13 protein-coding genes and 1 pseudogene are annotated in these 14687 nt (G+C 68.8%); 1 reads left to right on the forward strand and 13 read right to left on the reverse strand.

Annotated elements, in window-relative coordinates:
• Positions 1 to 27: 27 nt before the first annotated feature.
• The 11 genes and pseudogenes from ABZ552_RS21780 to ABZ552_RS21830 form a co-directional block, all read right to left on the reverse strand.
• A pseudogene (locus tag ABZ552_RS21780) lies at positions 28 to 303 on the reverse strand (epoxide hydrolase N-terminal domain-containing protein); the annotation flags it as partial.
• On the reverse strand, positions 186 to 2750 hold the full coding sequence (locus ABZ552_RS21785) for an AAA family ATPase (protein ID WP_281880136.1): 2565 nt from the start codon (positions 2748 to 2750) through the stop codon (positions 186 to 188). The pseudogene ABZ552_RS21780 and the gene ABZ552_RS21785, both read right to left, overlap by 118 nt.
• Before the next feature lie 334 nt (positions 2751 to 3084).
• A complete protein-coding gene (locus tag ABZ552_RS21790) occupies positions 3085 to 4113 on the reverse strand; it encodes a methyltransferase (RefSeq protein ID WP_281880138.1) in 1029 nt (342 codons plus the stop codon).
• Between the two features lie 46 nt (positions 4114 to 4159).
• The gene (locus tag ABZ552_RS21795; protein WP_281880139.1) at positions 4160 to 5932 is read right to left on the reverse strand and encodes a GAF domain-containing sensor histidine kinase; all 1773 of its coding nucleotides are present in this window, start codon (positions 5930 to 5932) and stop codon (positions 4160 to 4162) included.
• 145 nt (positions 5933 to 6077) lie between these two features.
• Positions 6078 to 6734 (reverse strand): response regulator transcription factor, encoded by a 657-nt coding sequence (locus ABZ552_RS21800; RefSeq protein WP_281880141.1) that lies wholly within the window; start codon positions 6732 to 6734, stop codon positions 6078 to 6080.
• Between the two features lie 192 nt (positions 6735 to 6926).
• Positions 6927 to 7583, reverse strand: a complete 657-nt coding sequence (locus tag ABZ552_RS21805; protein WP_281880144.1) for a DUF2267 domain-containing protein — start codon at positions 7581 to 7583, stop codon at positions 6927 to 6929.
• Positions 7584 to 7747: 164 nt separating this feature from the next.
• Positions 7748 to 8755 (reverse strand): hypothetical protein, encoded by a 1008-nt coding sequence (locus ABZ552_RS21810; protein WP_281880145.1) that lies wholly within the window; start codon positions 8753 to 8755, stop codon positions 7748 to 7750.
• Complete coding sequence (locus ABZ552_RS21815) at positions 8752 to 9162, reverse strand: hypothetical protein (protein ID WP_281880146.1); 411 nt, start codon at positions 9160 to 9162, stop codon at positions 8752 to 8754. Before ABZ552_RS21815 ends, ABZ552_RS21810 begins: the two co-directional genes overlap by 4 nt.
• An 88-nt stretch (positions 9163 to 9250) precedes the next feature.
• Positions 9251 to 10246 carry an NAD(P)H nitroreductase gene (locus ABZ552_RS21820; RefSeq protein WP_281880147.1) on the reverse strand — a complete coding sequence of 332 codons (996 nt, stop codon included), beginning with the start codon at positions 10244 to 10246 and terminating at the stop codon, positions 9251 to 9253.
• 10 nt (positions 10247 to 10256) lie between these two features.
• On the reverse strand, positions 10257 to 10613 hold the full coding sequence (locus ABZ552_RS21825; RefSeq protein ID WP_357439323.1) for a hypothetical protein: 357 nt from the start codon (positions 10611 to 10613) through the stop codon (positions 10257 to 10259).
• Between the two features lie 82 nt (positions 10614 to 10695).
• Entirely contained in the window at positions 10696 to 11832 is a 1137-nt protein-coding gene (locus tag ABZ552_RS21830) for an epoxide hydrolase family protein (RefSeq protein ID WP_357439326.1), read from the reverse strand.
• Positions 11833 to 11894: 62 nt separating this feature from the next.
• On the opposite strand from ABZ552_RS21830, the gene ABZ552_RS21835 reads away from it, so the two are divergent.
• Positions 11895 to 12866 carry a YafY family protein gene (locus ABZ552_RS21835; protein WP_281880152.1) on the forward strand — a complete coding sequence of 324 codons (972 nt, stop codon included), beginning with the start codon at positions 11895 to 11897 and terminating at the stop codon, positions 12864 to 12866.
• 14 nt (positions 12867 to 12880) lie between these two features.
• Here ABZ552_RS21835 and ABZ552_RS21840 read toward each other — a convergent pair whose 3' ends face one another.
• The gene (locus ABZ552_RS21840) at positions 12881 to 13135 is read right to left on the reverse strand and encodes a hypothetical protein (RefSeq protein ID WP_281880153.1); all 255 of its coding nucleotides are present in this window, start codon (positions 13133 to 13135) and stop codon (positions 12881 to 12883) included.
• A gap of 575 nt (positions 13136 to 13710) precedes the next feature.
• Entirely contained in the window at positions 13711 to 14547 is an 837-nt protein-coding gene (locus tag ABZ552_RS21845; RefSeq protein ID WP_281880155.1) for an MBL fold metallo-hydrolase, read from the reverse strand.
• Positions 14548 to 14687: the final 140 nt, after the last annotated feature.

Here is a 14687-nt window from a genome sequence, read left to right on the forward strand (position 1 = left end):
CGAGGCGATTCGTGCAGGGCGTCCATGCGGCAGCGCGTCCGCGCGAGCTGACCGGATGTGCAGAAAGTAGATGTTCTCGCCATCGATCTCAGTGGTGAACTGCGGGTAGGCGTTCAAGCGATGGCCGGATCCGGCGGTGGCCAGATGGCTTCGCCACCGAGCGTGACGCGGACTTTCGCCGGGGATCAGAGACGAGGATTCGAACGGCCGCGCTGTGGCCTGCGCGCGGCTTCGGCGCTCACGTGGGCTTGTCGATCGGCCGGTACGAAAGAGCGGATAGCTGCTCGGGAGCTGATCATCAATTTGTGAAGTACAGCGGCCATTTGCGCGTCGACAGTCTTGTAGGAACTGCCGCGTCGGGCAGCGATGGCCGTGTTGGTCCACCCCGCCGCGGCGAGTACGGCGACCTCCTGCTCGGCCTCCGACAGCTGGGGCCACGGTGAGGGGCGGCTACGCCGGACCGGATGCTCGACGGGCAGCTTGTCCATGGACAGGCTCCCCAGTGCCAGTTGCGCCACTTCGTCCAACTCCGGCCGCAACAGGGCACCCTCTCGTTCGGCCTCCGCGAAGGCGTCGTCCCCCAATATCTTCCGGGCGGTGTCTGCGGCGAGTTCGGTCTCGGTGGCGAACGGGCCGAGGTGGGCGATATCCACGCCTAGCCCTGCACGAAGCGTGGCCCCGCCGCCGAGCAGGCGTGCGATATCACGCGCCTGTGCCGTCACGGCTGCGGACGGTTCATCGCCGACGGCGCCGACCATGCGAGCCAGGGTCCATGCCAGCATGTGCACGGCCCATACCGCGCCCCACCGGTCGCGCATCGCGAGCTGTTCCGATAATGTCGCGCGTCCCAGGGCAAGCGCCTCGTCCATGTCGCCGTGCTTACTCGCCGCGATCACCCATGCCAGCTTCGCCCAGCAGATCGCCCATTGGGCCCCCGAACGCTCGGCATTGCCGAGGTGGACGCGGCAAGTTTCCAACGCTTGTTCGGCTGTGCCGAAGAACGCGGCGGCCAGCGCTTCGAACAATTCGCTCATCGCGGCACCGCCCCCGTCACTCTCGGCGGCGAAACGCGCCCGCGCCCGGGCCAGGACGTCGATCGCCCGCGTATCGCAGCGAATCAGCATCAATTCCGCACCTCGGGCGAATTCGACCGCAGCGGGGAGCCCGAGGTCCACGTCGGGTTCCTCGCGCCAGCGCAATCGGTCTGCGCCGCCGGGCACGCAGCGGGCGACGCATTCGTCGAGCAGGTGTTCGGCATCATGGTGCACCCCCTGGCACATACTGATCCAGGCAATCAGTGACATCGCCACGACCTGCAGCGGTACCGGCTCGGGATCGAGGTCCCGGGTTGCCGCGAGCGCGCGCTCAGCCCACCGGCGCGGTTCCCGCAGTGAGCCGGTAAAGAACGGTATGCGCAAGGCGATCAGCCCGGCGGCGATCTCGAGTCCGACCGCCGCCTCGCCCGGCGTGGCGATACTGCTCTCCATGGCCGACAGCAGGTTGTCCCAAGCGGCCCGCGCCCAATCGAGCAGCGCCTGCTCGTCGGGCCCGAACCAACCGGCACGGGCCGCAGCCACCTTGTCGCGGTAGTAGCGGCGGTGCCTGCGCGCCAGCCGCTCGGCTTCCGCACCGTGGTCCCGGAGGCGTTGCTGGGCGAAGAGGCGAATGGTTTCGGCCATCGAATAACGCACCGTGGTCTCGGTCAAGTGGATCGAGACCAAGGACTGATCCACCAACCGGACCAGCAGGCCTTCGATCTCGGCCCGGGCCAATCCGTCCGCACGGCCGGGTTCGTCGTCGGCGCAGACCGCTTCGATGGCTTCCAACTCGGCGCCGACATCCTGTCCGGCCGCGTCGGGGCTGTCGCTGCCGATGTCGTACCCGGCCGCGAACACCGACAGGCGGTCGAACAGCAGCCGTTCCTTGTCCCGGCAGAGGTCATAGGACCAAGCGATGACATCGCGGATGCCACGATGCCGGACGTCCGCTCCGACTCTGGGTCCGTTCTGCCACTGCAAGCGCCGGTCGCCCGCCGCACCGCTGAGGTCACGCAGAATCAGGGGCAGCGGCTGACGGGACAGTCGGGCGGCCGCCAGCCGGATATAGAGCGGGTGATTGTGTACATGCCGGCAGATCGCTGAGGCCAGGTCCTTTTCCTCGTCGGCGAGGGTATGCCCGACAAGGTCGGCGCGGGAGCGGAATAAAGCAAGCGCCTGTTCATGCGATAGCGCGGGCACCGGCACCAGTTGCTCGTCGACCCACCCGATCGCCTCGCGGCTGGTGGCCAGCACGGTGAGCCCGGGTACCGCGTCGAGTAGGCCGGCTATCACAGCGCCCGCGCCGTCGAGCACATGTTCGCAGTTGTCCATGACCAGGATCGTCTGCACATTCCGCCCGGCTGCGTCGCGGCGGCGCAGCGTGTCCAGTACGGCGTCCCATGCCGACCTTCCGGAGAAATCGGCCTCGATCACCGAGCCCGCGATCTGTTCCTCCACTGCTGTCGCCTCCGCGCCCCGAGGCAGTACTGCCAGCCGTACCCAGTGCACCGGGACGCGCCGCGCCCGTTGGAAGCGCTGCACAGCCTCGGTCGCCAATCGGGTCTTTCCGATGCCACCCGCACCGATCAACGTCACCAGGCGAGTACCGCCCAGCAACGCCAGCCCGATTCTCTCCAGCTCCCGATCGCGGCCCACGAAATCGTTGGCCGCCGCCGGCGGCAATCCGCTGACAGAAGTTCGTCCTGCCGACACACAGGCAGCCTAGCGGAACCAGGAATCGACGGTCCCGGGTGAGAATACGATTCCGGTACGGACGCTGGGTGTAGCGCGATCGTCGTCCCTTGTCCTGGGGAACCGGCGCTTTGGTGGCCGCCGTGCGGCCGGGCAGCAGCCCCTGGCGTGAGGTGTCAGAACGGTGGTAGAGCGCCTGGCGGGTTGCGAGTTCGCTACGGAAAGGTGTTCTACCTGCTGTTCGAGTCCTGAGGGTTCTGCGGGATCCGCTGCGGCGCAGCGCAATCCGTGCCGAAATCTGCTGGACGGAATGACAGCGGCCGGAACAATACGGCGCTCGGAGGTGGTGTCGGTTCTATGGGTGATCGGATCGGCGCCAGGGGCGTAACTCGATGAGCGAGCGCGAGCGAGCCGGTACGACGGAGCTGATCTGCAAGGAGGCCGACTCGGCCAGTTCGCGCAGCTGGTCGAGGGTGCGTTCCCGGCCACGGACGTAGCAGAGCATTCGCAGGTCTCCCTCGGTGTCGAGTGCGTTTCCGTCGACAGCGCCGATGTGGTCGAGGACCAGTACCCTTCCGGTCTCCGCGGCCGCCTCGGCGCAGCATCGCAAGATCCGGGCGGCAGCGTCGTCGTCCCAGTCGTGCAGGATGCCCGAGAGCAGATAGCCACCCGCTCCCGCGGGAAGGGGATCGAAAAAGCTGCCGACCTGCGCGCGGGCTCGATGGGCCAGCCCGGCGGAGGCGATGGCCTGTTCGGCGCGTGCCACCGGGCCGGGCAGATCGAGGACTGTCCCACGCAGTTCGCCATGGGCGCGCAGGATGGCGATCAGCAAGTCGGCGGCGCCGCCACCCACGTCGACGAGGTGACCGAGCGCGCCCCATGGGTAGGCCGCGGCCACCACGGGCGCGTCCTCCACCAGGCGGGCCCCCATCAGCGCGTCGAACGACGCGCCCCGCACGGAGTCCGCCGACAGATCGTCCCAGAACGTCCGGCCGAACTGGCGCGGGAAAGCGGGCTCACCGGTGCGAACGGTGTGCAACAGCTGGACGAAGCATAGATCGGCGCGGCCGATGGCGCCGTCGAGATCGATCCAGCGTCGCACTCCTTCCGGATCATCGTCGCGCAGGCGCTCACCCAACGCCGTCAAGCCGTACTTGCCGGTGCTCGCACGAAACAGCACTCCGGCGGTCACCAGATGGTCGAGGAGGCGGCCCAGCGCGTCCCGGTCCGCATCCACCGCCGCGGCCAGCGCACCCGTGGTCTGTCTCCCCGCGGCGATGTGGTCGGCGAGCCGCAACGTCGCCGCCACCCGGATCGCCATCGGGGTCACGAGGTCGGCTGCAGCCCACAGCGCCCCACCCCATTCGACCGACTCCTCCGCCATGGCGTCTCCTCGCTCGACGACAGCTGGTCCTGACTGGGCTTCGCGGTCAGCGCAACGGCACTTGCCAGCACAGCCTGGTGCCCGCGGGGCTCCCGTCCGGCCCGGTAGCGGCAGCGACGGTGAAGGTTCCCGCCGCCTGTTCGGCACGCCGGGCCAGATTCGTCAGACCGCTCGGGGTGATGTCGGTGGGCACACCGCATCCGTCGTCTTCCACGACGACGGTGAGATCATCGGCCACCGTGACGTCGATCGAGACGGCCTCGGCGCCGGAGTGGCGCACGGCGTTGCTGACCGCTTCGCGGACGACGGCTTCGGCGTGGTCGGCCAGTTCCGGTTCGATCACCGAGAGCGGTCCGCTGATGCGCACGGAGGTGCGGATGTCGCTGGGAGCGGTTTGCTGACGGATGGCTTCCTCGATGCGTCGGCGTACTCCCGTGCTGTGGCCGTCGCCGCCGTGCAGGTCGAAGATCGAGGTCCGGATCTCCTGGACGACATCTTGCAGGTCGTTGATCGCTTCGGTGACGCGTTCGCGCACTTCGGGGACGCGGGTGCGGGGGACGGCGCCCTGCAGGCTCAGCCCGACGGCGAACAGGCGCTGGATGACGTGGTCGTGCAGGTCGCGGGCGATGCGGTCGCGGTCGGAGAGGATGTCCAGTTCCCGCATGCGCCGTTGCGCGTCGGCCAGCTGCATCGCCAGCGCCGCCTGGTCGGTGAAGGCGGCGGTCAACGCGAGGATCTCGTCGTCGTAGGGAGCCGACTCGGTCGCGCGCAACGCCACCAGCACGCCCACGGTCGAGTCGGAGGTCCGCATCGGCAGCACAAGGGCGGGCCCGGCATCGGGGAAGATCTTGCCGAGATCGGCGCGGCGCGCGTCGTCCACCCGCTGGGGCGAACGCTGCCGGAAAGCCTGGCCGATCGTGGTATCGCCCAACGGGAGCTGGAGCAGCCCTTGGTCATGCGGAGCGCCCGCGGCGTGCGTGACCAGCAGTTCGGTGATCTCTTCGGGCGGGCTCTCGGGATCCGGGACGACCGCGAGCAAGGTCCGCTCGGACCCGGTGAGCCGCTGAGTGGCCTCGACCAGGTGGGTCAGGACGCGGCCGGAGGCGGTGCCTGCGAGGAATTCGGTGGTGATGTCGCGAGTGGCTTCGATCCAGGCCTGGCGGGTGCGGGCGGATTCGTAGAGGTGGGCGTTGTCGATGGCGATGCCGGCAGCGGCGGCCAGGGCGCGCACGATGACTTCGTCGTCCTCGGTGAACGGCTGCCCGCCTGCTTTCTCGGTGAGATACAGGTTGCCGAAGACCTCGTCGCGGATACGGACGGGCACGCCGAGGAAGGTTCGCATCGGTGGGTGATGAGCGGGGAATCCGACCGAGGAGGGGTGATCGGCGAGGTTGTCGAGCCGGATCGGTTTGGGCTGGCTGAACAACAACCCGAGCACGCCGTGGCCTTGGGGCAGGTCCCCGATCTGCTCGCGGGTGGGTTCGTCGATGCCCTCGTAGATGAATTGGGTGAGCTGCTGGTCGTGGCCCCGCACGCCGAGGGCGCCGTAGCGGGCGTCGACCAGGGAGATCGCGGTGTGCACGATGGTGCGCAGGGTGCGGTCCAGGTCGAGGCCGGAGGTGACGGTGAGCATGGCCTCGATCAGGCCGTCCATCCGGTCGCGGGCGTCGATGATCTGCTCGATGCGATCCTTGACCTCGCCGAGCAGTTCGCGCAGCCGCAATTGCGAGAGCGTATCGCGCACGGAATAGGCATCGGCCGACGCGTAATCAGTCGTCTCCGCTGCTACCGGAACGTCGTCAGCGCGACTGCTCGCCATGGGTCCAGAATATTTCACCTGGTTCCGGAAATGAACGCCGGCGGGAAGCGGAAGAATACGCGGCGTTTCTCGGCATCGAAGTGGCCCGGAACAAAACACGGACCGGTCCGGCCCCGCGCGAAATCGTCCCGACCGTGGCCGACGGTCAGAAGTCGAGGGTGGAGCCGGACGGCCGGGACCGCAGTTTGGACGCGTAGACCGCAGCCTGTGTGCGCCGCTCCAGGCCGAGCTTGGCCAGCAGGCGGGATACGTAGTTCTTCACCGTCTTCTCGGCGAGGAACATGCGCTGAGCGATCTGGCGGTTGGTCAGTCCTTCGCCGAGCAGGTCGAGAAGTTTGCGTTCCTGGTCGGTGAGCGCGGCCAGCGGCCCGTCGTGGTGGGTGTTGGCACGCAACCGCTGCATCAAGGCGGCGGCTGCGCGGTTGTCCAGCAGCGAACGCCCTGCGCCGACCTCCTTGATGGCTTCGGCCAGCTCCATGCCCTTGATGTCCTTGACCACATAGCCGCTGGCTCCGGCGAGGATCGCGTCCAGCATCGCCTGTTCGTCGGTGAACGAGGTGAGAATCAGGCAGCGCAGATCATCGAGCCTGGACAGCAGTTCCCGGCACAATTCGATGCCGTTGCCGTCGGGCAGGCGCACGTCGAGAACGGCGACGTCCGGTCGGAGCGCGGGGATGCGGGCGAGGGCTTGGGCGACATTCCCGGCTTCGCCGACCACGGAGAGTTCCGGGTCGCCGGAGAGCAGGTCGGCGAGGCCGCGGCGGACGATCTCGTGATCGTCGACCAGAAACACCGTGATCATCGAGTGTCCAATCCGGGAGCAGGTGTGGAGTCGACACTACGTACCGGGCGGGTCGCCCGGTACGGACCAAAGTCCTTTCCCGCGCCCGCCGCGGGTTCGCGCGGGCGTGGTCACCTTACCGGCGCGAAGCCGCGGAGAGCTGGACGTGCGGCGCGCCGGGGACGCCGTCGGACCGAGACCGGCAGCGATCGGTCAGGGCGTCGTCGCGTCGGAGCGGGTGAGTCCTTCTCCGATGAGGATCCGGTGGACTTGCTGGGCGGCCGATACCTGCGCGGAGTCGGGTGGCGCGCCACCGGAAAGTCCTTCGAGGCTGTGCGCCAGGACCGCCACCGCGTCGGTGAGTGCCTGGAGCCGGGCGTCGACCTCGTCGAGACGAGAAGATTCCGGTTGCGTGACCGGCGCCGCGTCCTGCAACGTCCCCGCGAGGTCGCTTCCGCGCAGCACCGCGCGCAGATCCTCCGGCAGCAGCGCGAACACGTGATCGAGTTGCCCGGGCGAGAACAGATCGGCCAGCGCATCGGTCACCGCGCCGGCCAGGGCGTAGGCCTCGTCCCGGGACACGCCCGCTTCCCGCGCGAACTGATCGAGGAACGAGGGCACGTCGTGCGCGACGGGCACGTGCGCGGGCACCCAGCCCTCGTAGAAGATCCCGCGCAGCAGTTCGGGCAGCTGGGCGCTCAGGTGCGCGGCCGCGTTGACGCCGATGCGGTCACGCACGGTGTGCAGCCACGCCCGTAGGGCACGGTGCGCGAACGCCCGGTCTTCGGTGGCGAGTCCGTCGCTCAAAGTGCGCAGCCACTCGTGCGCGGTGTGCACCGCGGGTGCGAGAGGGTCGCGGTGGTAGCTCATGACGTGTGCCTTTCACGGATGGATCGCGGTTGATATCGACGAGACTTCTCGTCCGGCCCCGGACCGGTGAGAGGCGTCGTACCCGCACCGACGGGACCATGGTCACACCGAGGCCGATCACGTCGGCGCGGGCCTTGCCGGGTACCGCCGCAGTGGCAGCGGGTTCAGTGGGAGCCCGTGACCGTGAAGATTTCCGTCACCGGTCGGCGGGGGGTCGGCGGGATCGTGTCCGTGTCGTCGGGTGCGGAGCCGACCCGGAGGAGTACCTGCGAGATCGCCGGCCGGGGAACGAGGCTGCTGAGCAACCCACGGGTGGTGGGCAGTTCGGTGACGTGGGTCAGCGCGCAGGTCGCCAGCCCCGCGGCGGTGCATTCCAGCAGCACGGCCGACAATGCTTCGCCGGTGCGCAGCCACTGCGTCACAGAGTCCGCTTCGGTGGCGAGCACCACCAGCCGCGCGTGATCGTCGAGTCGGGCGCGTCGCATCGCATGCGGGGCCGGGGGAAACGCGCGTGCGACTCCGACTCGGGCGAGTTCCGCGTCCGACACCAGCGCGGAGGCGGGGACGCCGTCGGGTGCCTCCGAATGCCCTGCCCACCATTCCAATTCGGTTTGATAGAGCAGGTCGTGACGGCGTAGTGCGCCGACTTGCTGGGAGGCGGCGGCGAGCCGGGGCCGGGCGCTGTCGTCCAGCACGCTGAGTTCCACCTCGTGCGGGGAGGTCAGCATCCGCAGCCGGGGGAGAAGGTCGGCGAAGCCTTCCGGTTCGGTCATCGGCAGCCGATCGGTGCGGCGCCGGTTGATGACGAGTGCCCGGGTGTGGATGGCCTCGGGTGGGTCGGGCCAGTGCCGGAATTCGATCACCGCGAGATGATCGGGTCGCTGCCGGTCGGGTACGCGCGTCGTGTCGGTGTGCCAACCCTGGTCCGCGAAGGCGGTGCGCGCGTGATGCAGCACGGCTCCGCAGCTGATCACCAATTGGCGGCCGTGCGGGTCGGTGGAGGGCAGCAGGCGATCCGCGTCGGTGTAGAGATGCAGGCGCCTGCCGTCGAACACCCAGCGCCACGGCTGGGTGTTGTGGACCGAAGGCGCCCGGCAGGCGAGACGCAGCGCAGCCAGGAGGTCTCGGTGCCCGGGGACCGAGACAGCGGGTGCTTCATCGTTCGCGGTCATGCTCCCAGCCTTCGCGGGCCGGCGCCGCGAGAATACGGGCGTTCCGCCCGGGATACGAGGTCCTTGGTCCCTCTCGCGTCCGTCATGGCTTCGCCGGGCCGGGCCGGTGCGGTCGCCGCCGTGGTGTTCTTCATGGCGCCCTCCTCGTCGGTCTCCGGCACACGGGCACGCAGCATCGCCAACCCCCACCACAACAGCCGGACCGCGAGAGCGGAGTAGATCACGACAGCGAAGTACACCAGGCCCGCGCCGTAGTCGCGGGCCCAGTCGGGAAGCATCACGACCAGCGCCACGAGCATCCCGAGCAACATGATCGAAGCGAGCACCACCGCGGGAACCGCCAGGGGCACGGCCTCCGGGTCCGTTGCTCCGTCCGGCGGCCATCGGGGAATGAGACGCGGTGGCATAGAGCACAGCTTGCTCGAGCAGCGTGGCCGACGGGAGGGTACTGCTGCCCGGAAAGCGTGTGCCGAACGTCCCGATGCCGGTGGGACCTCAGTCCGCGCGCTCCGCGGACTCGGGCATGTCCAGGATCTCATCGAGCGCGCGGCGCGGCGTCTGAGGAGCGTGTTCCGCGGTCGCGGGTGTCGAGCCGACACGAACCAATACTTGGGGGACCTCGGAGCCCGCGAGCAGCGTGCGGACGGCGGCGCGGCTCTGCGGGACTTCGGTGAGGTGGGTGAGCGGGCAGGTCGCGTATCCCGCGAGGGTGCATTCCAAGAGCACCGTGGAGAGCACCTCGCCGCAGCGCACCAGGTCGTCGGCGGTGTCGTCGCCGGTGGACAGGACGAGGACGACCGAATGGTCGTCGGCGACCTCCGCACGCCGGTCGCCGGTGACGGTGGGGAACTTGCGGCCCACGCTCACGCGCTGCCGTTCCTGCTCGGAGATCAGAGCTTCCTCGGGGATCCCTGCGTCGGCGATGACGTGCCCTGTCCACCATTGCAGTTCGGCGTGGTAGCCAGGGTCGTAGCGGCGCAGGGACGCGCTCATCTCGGATGCCCGGGCCAGCGTGGGGCGGCTGTCGTCGTGCAGCACGGTCAAGGTGGCGTCGGCGGGGTCGAAGGTGCTGCGCAACACGGTTTCGAAATCAGACCATCCGGTGGGCGCCGCGAACGGCAACCGGTCGGTGTGCCTGCGCAGGATGGCATCGGCGCGGGCACGGTCCCCCTCGGTCACGAAGCCGGCCGGTTGGAACGTGATGGTGGCCAGATGAGTGCGACGGTTCGGATCCGGGAAGCGGGCGACGACGATCCGCCAGCCTGCGGCGGCCATGGCCGCGCGGAGATGGCCCAGTGCGATGCCGCAGCTGATCAGCATCTGGCGCCCGGCGGTGTCGGTCGCCGGGAGCCTGCGTTCGGGCACGGCGAACAGCCGTAGCGCGTGGCCGTCGAAGGTCCAGTGCCAGGGCTGGCTGTTGTGCAGCGACGGCGCCCGGCCGGCGAGGAGGACGGCCTTCTCGATGGTGTCTCCGGTGGGTAGCTCGTTCATATGGCCGACGTTAGGTGTCCGGCGCCGCGAGGAAAGGAGTCGTTGGTCCCCGATTCGTGTGGTCGAGACGACCGAAATAGTAGGAGAGCCCGAACGCCATCAGCGCGCCACCGGCCCCTGTCGTGACCTTCTCACCCGTCGTCCGCAGTCCGCCGCGCAACAGTGCGCTGCCGATCACGAGATTGATCGCACCCCACGCGACGTTAGCGGTCGGGGAGGACAGGCCGACCCCGGGCGGATTCGCGAACGGGGTGGGAAACCGTTCTCCGGCCAGGCCCTTGACGGCGTGCGGGACGGTGTTGACGAGCAGTCCTCCCGCCGCGAACCGTGCGAGCGTGCGTGTCGTGGAGCGAATTCCCGTGGGCATGTATCTCCTGGATGACGGCAGTAGCTCGGAGAATATCGGAGCTACTGCCGCCATCCTCGGGAAGAGCGCGCCGCCCGGCTTCCTACTTGCGGTATGCGCTGAACGTGGCGCGCAGATCGCCGATGATGAGGTCGGGTTCTTCCATGGCGGCGAAGTGGCCGCCCCGGTCGAATTCGGTCCAGCGCACGATGTTGTTGTTCTGTTCGGCGATGCGGCGCACGGGTACGCCGATGTTGTGCGGCAGAACTGCTACGGCGACCGGAACGTCGGTGTAGGGCTCGGGCATGCCCCAGGTGGCGGCGCCCTCGTAGTAGTAGCGTGCCGAGGAGCCCGCGGTGCCGTTGAGCCAGTAGATCATGACGTTGGTCAGCATCGCGTCGCGGTCGACGGCGTCCTCGGGCGCGTTCGTGGAGTCGGTCCAGTCCTTGAATCGTTCGACGATCCAGGCCAATTGCGCGACCGGTGAATCGGTGAGCGCGTAGGACAGCGTCTGCGGGCGGGTGGCTTGCAGCATCGCGTACGCGCCGAGTTCGTACTCGTAGCGGCGGGCCAGCTCGACGGCACGCTGTTCGGCCGGATCGTCGGGGTCGGCGGTCTCGACGGTGGCCGAGGCCATATCCGTCAGGTGTACGGCGACGACGTGCTCGGCGTCGATCACCGCCAGTTCACGGGAAATGGCTGCGCCGGTGTCTTCACCGTGCGCGGCGTATCGGTCGTAGCCGAGGCGATCCATCAGCACCGCCCAGGCCCGGGCGGCCCGCGTGGTCGACCAGCCCACCGCGGGGCCGGACAACCCGTACCCGGGGATGGTCGGCACCACGACGTGAAAGGCGTCCTCGGCGTTGCCGCCGTGCGCCACCGGGTCGGTCAACGGCCCGATCACGTCGAGGAACTCCACGATCGAACCGGGCCATCCGTGCGTGAGCACCAGCGGCAACGCGTCGGGTTCAGCCGAACGGACGTGGATGAAATGCACGTCGTGACCGTCGATCTCGGTACGGAACTGCGGGAAGGAGTTCAGCCGGGCCTCTTGGGCGCGCCAGTCGTAGATGTTGCGCCAATAGTCGGCCAGCTCCCTGGTGTAGTCGAGCGGGATGCCCTGGGCCCAGCCCACTCCGGGAGCCGAATCGGGCCAGCGGGTGGCATCGAGCCGTCGATTCAAATCGTCGAGCTGCTCTTGGGGGACGTCGATCCGGAAGGGAGTGATCTCTGTGCTCATGAAAACCACCCTAGAACCCAGCTAGGACAGCTTCCGCCCTAGCTTTCGGGCAGAATTTCGGTGTGTTGGAAACCTCGGCCCGACTGCTCGAACTGCTGTCCCTATTGCAGACACCCCGCGACTGGACCGGCGCGGAACTCGCCGAACGCCTGCGGGTCGATGTGCGGACCGTCCGCCGCGACATCGGGAAGCTGCGCACCCTCGGCTATCCCGTGCACGCGGTCGCGGGCGCGGCCGGATATCGATTGGGCGCGGGAGCGCAGCTGCCGCCACTGCTGTTGACCGATGACGAGGCCGTCGCAGTCGTCCTCGGGCTGCGGACCGCGGCGGGCGGGACCATCGCGGGCATAGAGGAGAGTTCGCTGCGGGCGCTGGCCAAATTGGAGCGGATCCTTCCGACCCGGCTACGCCACCGCGTCTCGGCACTGCAGGCGGCCACGGTCAGCATGCCGGCCGGAACCCCGGCGGTGGACCCGGACGTGCTGACCGCTATCGCCGCCGCGATCCGCGACCACGAACAGCTCCGCTTCGACTACCGCACGCACAGCGGCACCGAGATCCGCCGGGCGGCGGAACCGCATCGGCTCGTGCACACCGGACGGCACTGGTACCTGGTCGGCTGGGATGTCGACCGGGCCGATTGGCGCACTTACCGGGTGGACCGCCTGCGTCCGCGCATCCCGAACGGCCCGCGGTTCGCTCCGCGCGAGGCGCCGGAGCCGGGCCTGTCCGATTTCGTCTCCCACGGCGTCAGCACCGCTCCCTACCGGTACCGGGCACGCGTCACCCTCGACGTACCCGCAACCGTGGCGGCCGCGCGCATCGCACCCACCGTCGGCCTCGTCGAGGCGATCGACGACGGGCACTGTCTGCTGCACACCGGCTCGAACTCGCTCGACGAATTGGCCGTTTATATAGGTCTTTTCGGCTTCGGATTCCGAGTCCACGAACCACCCGAACTCATCGACCACCTGCGCGCCCTGGCGGACCGCGTCGCCGAGGCCGTCTCTTCAGAAGATCGGCGATCGCACTAGGCAGTGCCTCGCCTTCAGGGAACGGCGGTGAACAGCTCATAGCTGTGGCCGTCGGGGTCGCGAACGTAGATCCCGCGCCCGCCTGCCAGGTGGTTGATTCGACGGTCCCATCCGCGTTCCGGGCCGGAGCCGTACTCGACGGCGGGCCACTTCGTCAGCCGCCCCAGCACGGCGTCGAAGGTGTCGTCGTCGACGAGGAAGGCGTAATGACCGGGCTCGACTTGTCCACGGTCGTCGAAGTCGAACGTGAGATCGTCATTGACTCGCACGGGCACGAAAGGTCCGCTCGGAGCGGATACCGCCAGCCCCATCAGCTCGGCGAAAGAGTTGCCAAGGAGTGCTTGTCGGTCGCCGGGACGATCGTGTGATTGAGAACGATGGACATCGCCGCCTCCTGTGTAGCGGGCCGGGAAGGGCCACTTGTATCCCCCGGGCCACGGCCGGTTCCGCAGTGGCGGGCTCCGGCGATGTGGTCGACGGTGGCCCGGCGCTCTTCCGGCTGGTCCGTTTCTGGTCGCGCCGCTGGAGCAGCCAGGCATGCACGGGAGCTTCCCGGGCATCGGACGGAGAATCGCGGCGCCTGCAGCACATCCAGGTCGTGGAAGCCGTCGCCGCCGCGCTGCGGTCGAGCGCTGAGGCCACCGTCACCCGGGCGCGATCTTTCGGCAGCTGACCTACTCCGAGAACGCTCTCGCCCTCGGATCAGTCGCCGCACCGGCACTTGCGGTGCGCGCGGATGTTCGAAACGCTGCCGCAGGCCGGGCCGTCGGGCGTTTCGCCATACCTCGAGCACCAGGTGCGGTACCTCTGAAACCTTCGCCGAATTCGCGGGCCCCGCCGGATTTCAGCGTGGCGCCCATCTCTTCGCCGCAGCGTGGTCGTGTGTGGGAACGACCTCGATCCCCGGGGGCAGACGGTGCAGGCGGTGGATGGCGGCGAAGGCGGCGGAGCGATCGTGATCGACGAGAAGCCCTGGCAGCGGCGGCTTCTGACGGAGCAGCGCGATCTGCTCCCGGCGCCAGACCGCGTCGCCTGCCAGCAGCACGTAGCCGCCGTCCTGCACCGCGAGCACGAGCCCGATGCTGCCCGGGGTGTGTCCGGCGAGGTCCACCGCCAGGACCGAGCCGTCACCGAACAGATCGTGGCTCCGGGCGAAACTCAGCACGGGGGGACCGTCGAGGTCGAAGCAGGGCATCGGCCGTGCGCCGATCGACTCGGCGACTCCCATGGGGGCCGTCGCGGGGTTCGTCGCCCATTCCAGTTCGGCCGTGGCGACCCGCAGCGCGAGTGATTCCGGTAGATCGAGCAGGCCGGCCACGTGGTCCCAGTGGATGTGCGTCGCGATCGCGAAGTCGATGCCCTCGACGGCGACGGCCGACATCGCCAGGGAATCCGCCAGGCCGACAAGCGCGTCCGGAGGAGCGACGAGCCCGCGATACGGGCGGCGCAGCTGCGGCAGGACCCGGGCGTGCACGTCGGTGCACATCGATGGATCGACCACGAAGCGAGCCTGTGGATGTTCGACCAGGAAACTGGTCATCGCGATCGCCACCGTGGACGGCCGCAGCGCTCCTTCGATCACTCCGTAGGCCGGGACCGGGCGCACGCCGTGGACCAGCGCGGTCAACCGGACCCTGGCCCGCGCCGGGGGCAGGTCCGCGTCTGTGATCGAATCGAGCAACTGTGTGTCGTGGCGGCGTGGGCGCAACGTACGCCACGGCATCGACACCCCGGCAGCGCAACACGACCACCATGTCTCGGCGGCCCCGGTCCGCGCCGTCAATGGTCCGGCAGATGGCAATCCCACATTCGCCCCTTCCG

It is taken from the genome of Nocardia sp. NPDC019219 (genome assembly GCF_040632645.1).
Classification (GTDB): domain Bacteria; phylum Actinomycetota; class Actinomycetes; order Mycobacteriales; family Mycobacteriaceae; genus Nocardia; species Nocardia sputorum.

Coding starts and splice junctions, on each gene's coding strand:
- ABZ552_RS21800 (WP_281880141.1), bottom strand. CDS start 6,734: ATGATCACGGTGTTTCTGGTCGACGATCACGAGATCGTCCGCCGCGGC.
- ABZ552_RS21810 (WP_281880145.1), bottom strand. CDS start 8,755: ATGACCGCGAACGATGAAGCACCCGCTGTCTCGGTCCCCGGGCACCGA.
- ABZ552_RS21790 (WP_281880138.1), bottom strand. CDS start 4,113: ATGGCGGAGGAGTCGGTCGAATGGGGTGGGGCGCTGTGGGCTGCAGCC.
- ABZ552_RS21805 (WP_281880144.1), bottom strand. CDS start 7,583: ATGAGCTACCACCGCGACCCTCTCGCACCCGCGGTGCACACCGCGCAC.
- ABZ552_RS21830 (WP_357439326.1), bottom strand. CDS start 11,832: ATGAGCACAGAGATCACTCCCTTCCGGATCGACGTCCCCCAAGAGCAG.
- ABZ552_RS21820 (WP_281880147.1), bottom strand. CDS start 10,246: ATGAACGAGCTACCCACCGGAGACACCATCGAGAAGGCCGTCCTCCTC.
- ABZ552_RS21815 (WP_281880146.1), bottom strand. CDS start 9,162: ATGCCACCGCGTCTCATTCCCCGATGGCCGCCGGACGGAGCAACGGAC.
- ABZ552_RS21795 (WP_281880139.1), bottom strand. CDS start 5,932: ATGGCGAGCAGTCGCGCTGACGACGTTCCGGTAGCAGCGGAGACGACT.
- ABZ552_RS21825 (WP_357439323.1), bottom strand. CDS start 10,613: ATGCCCACGGGAATTCGCTCCACGACACGCACGCTCGCACGGTTCGCG.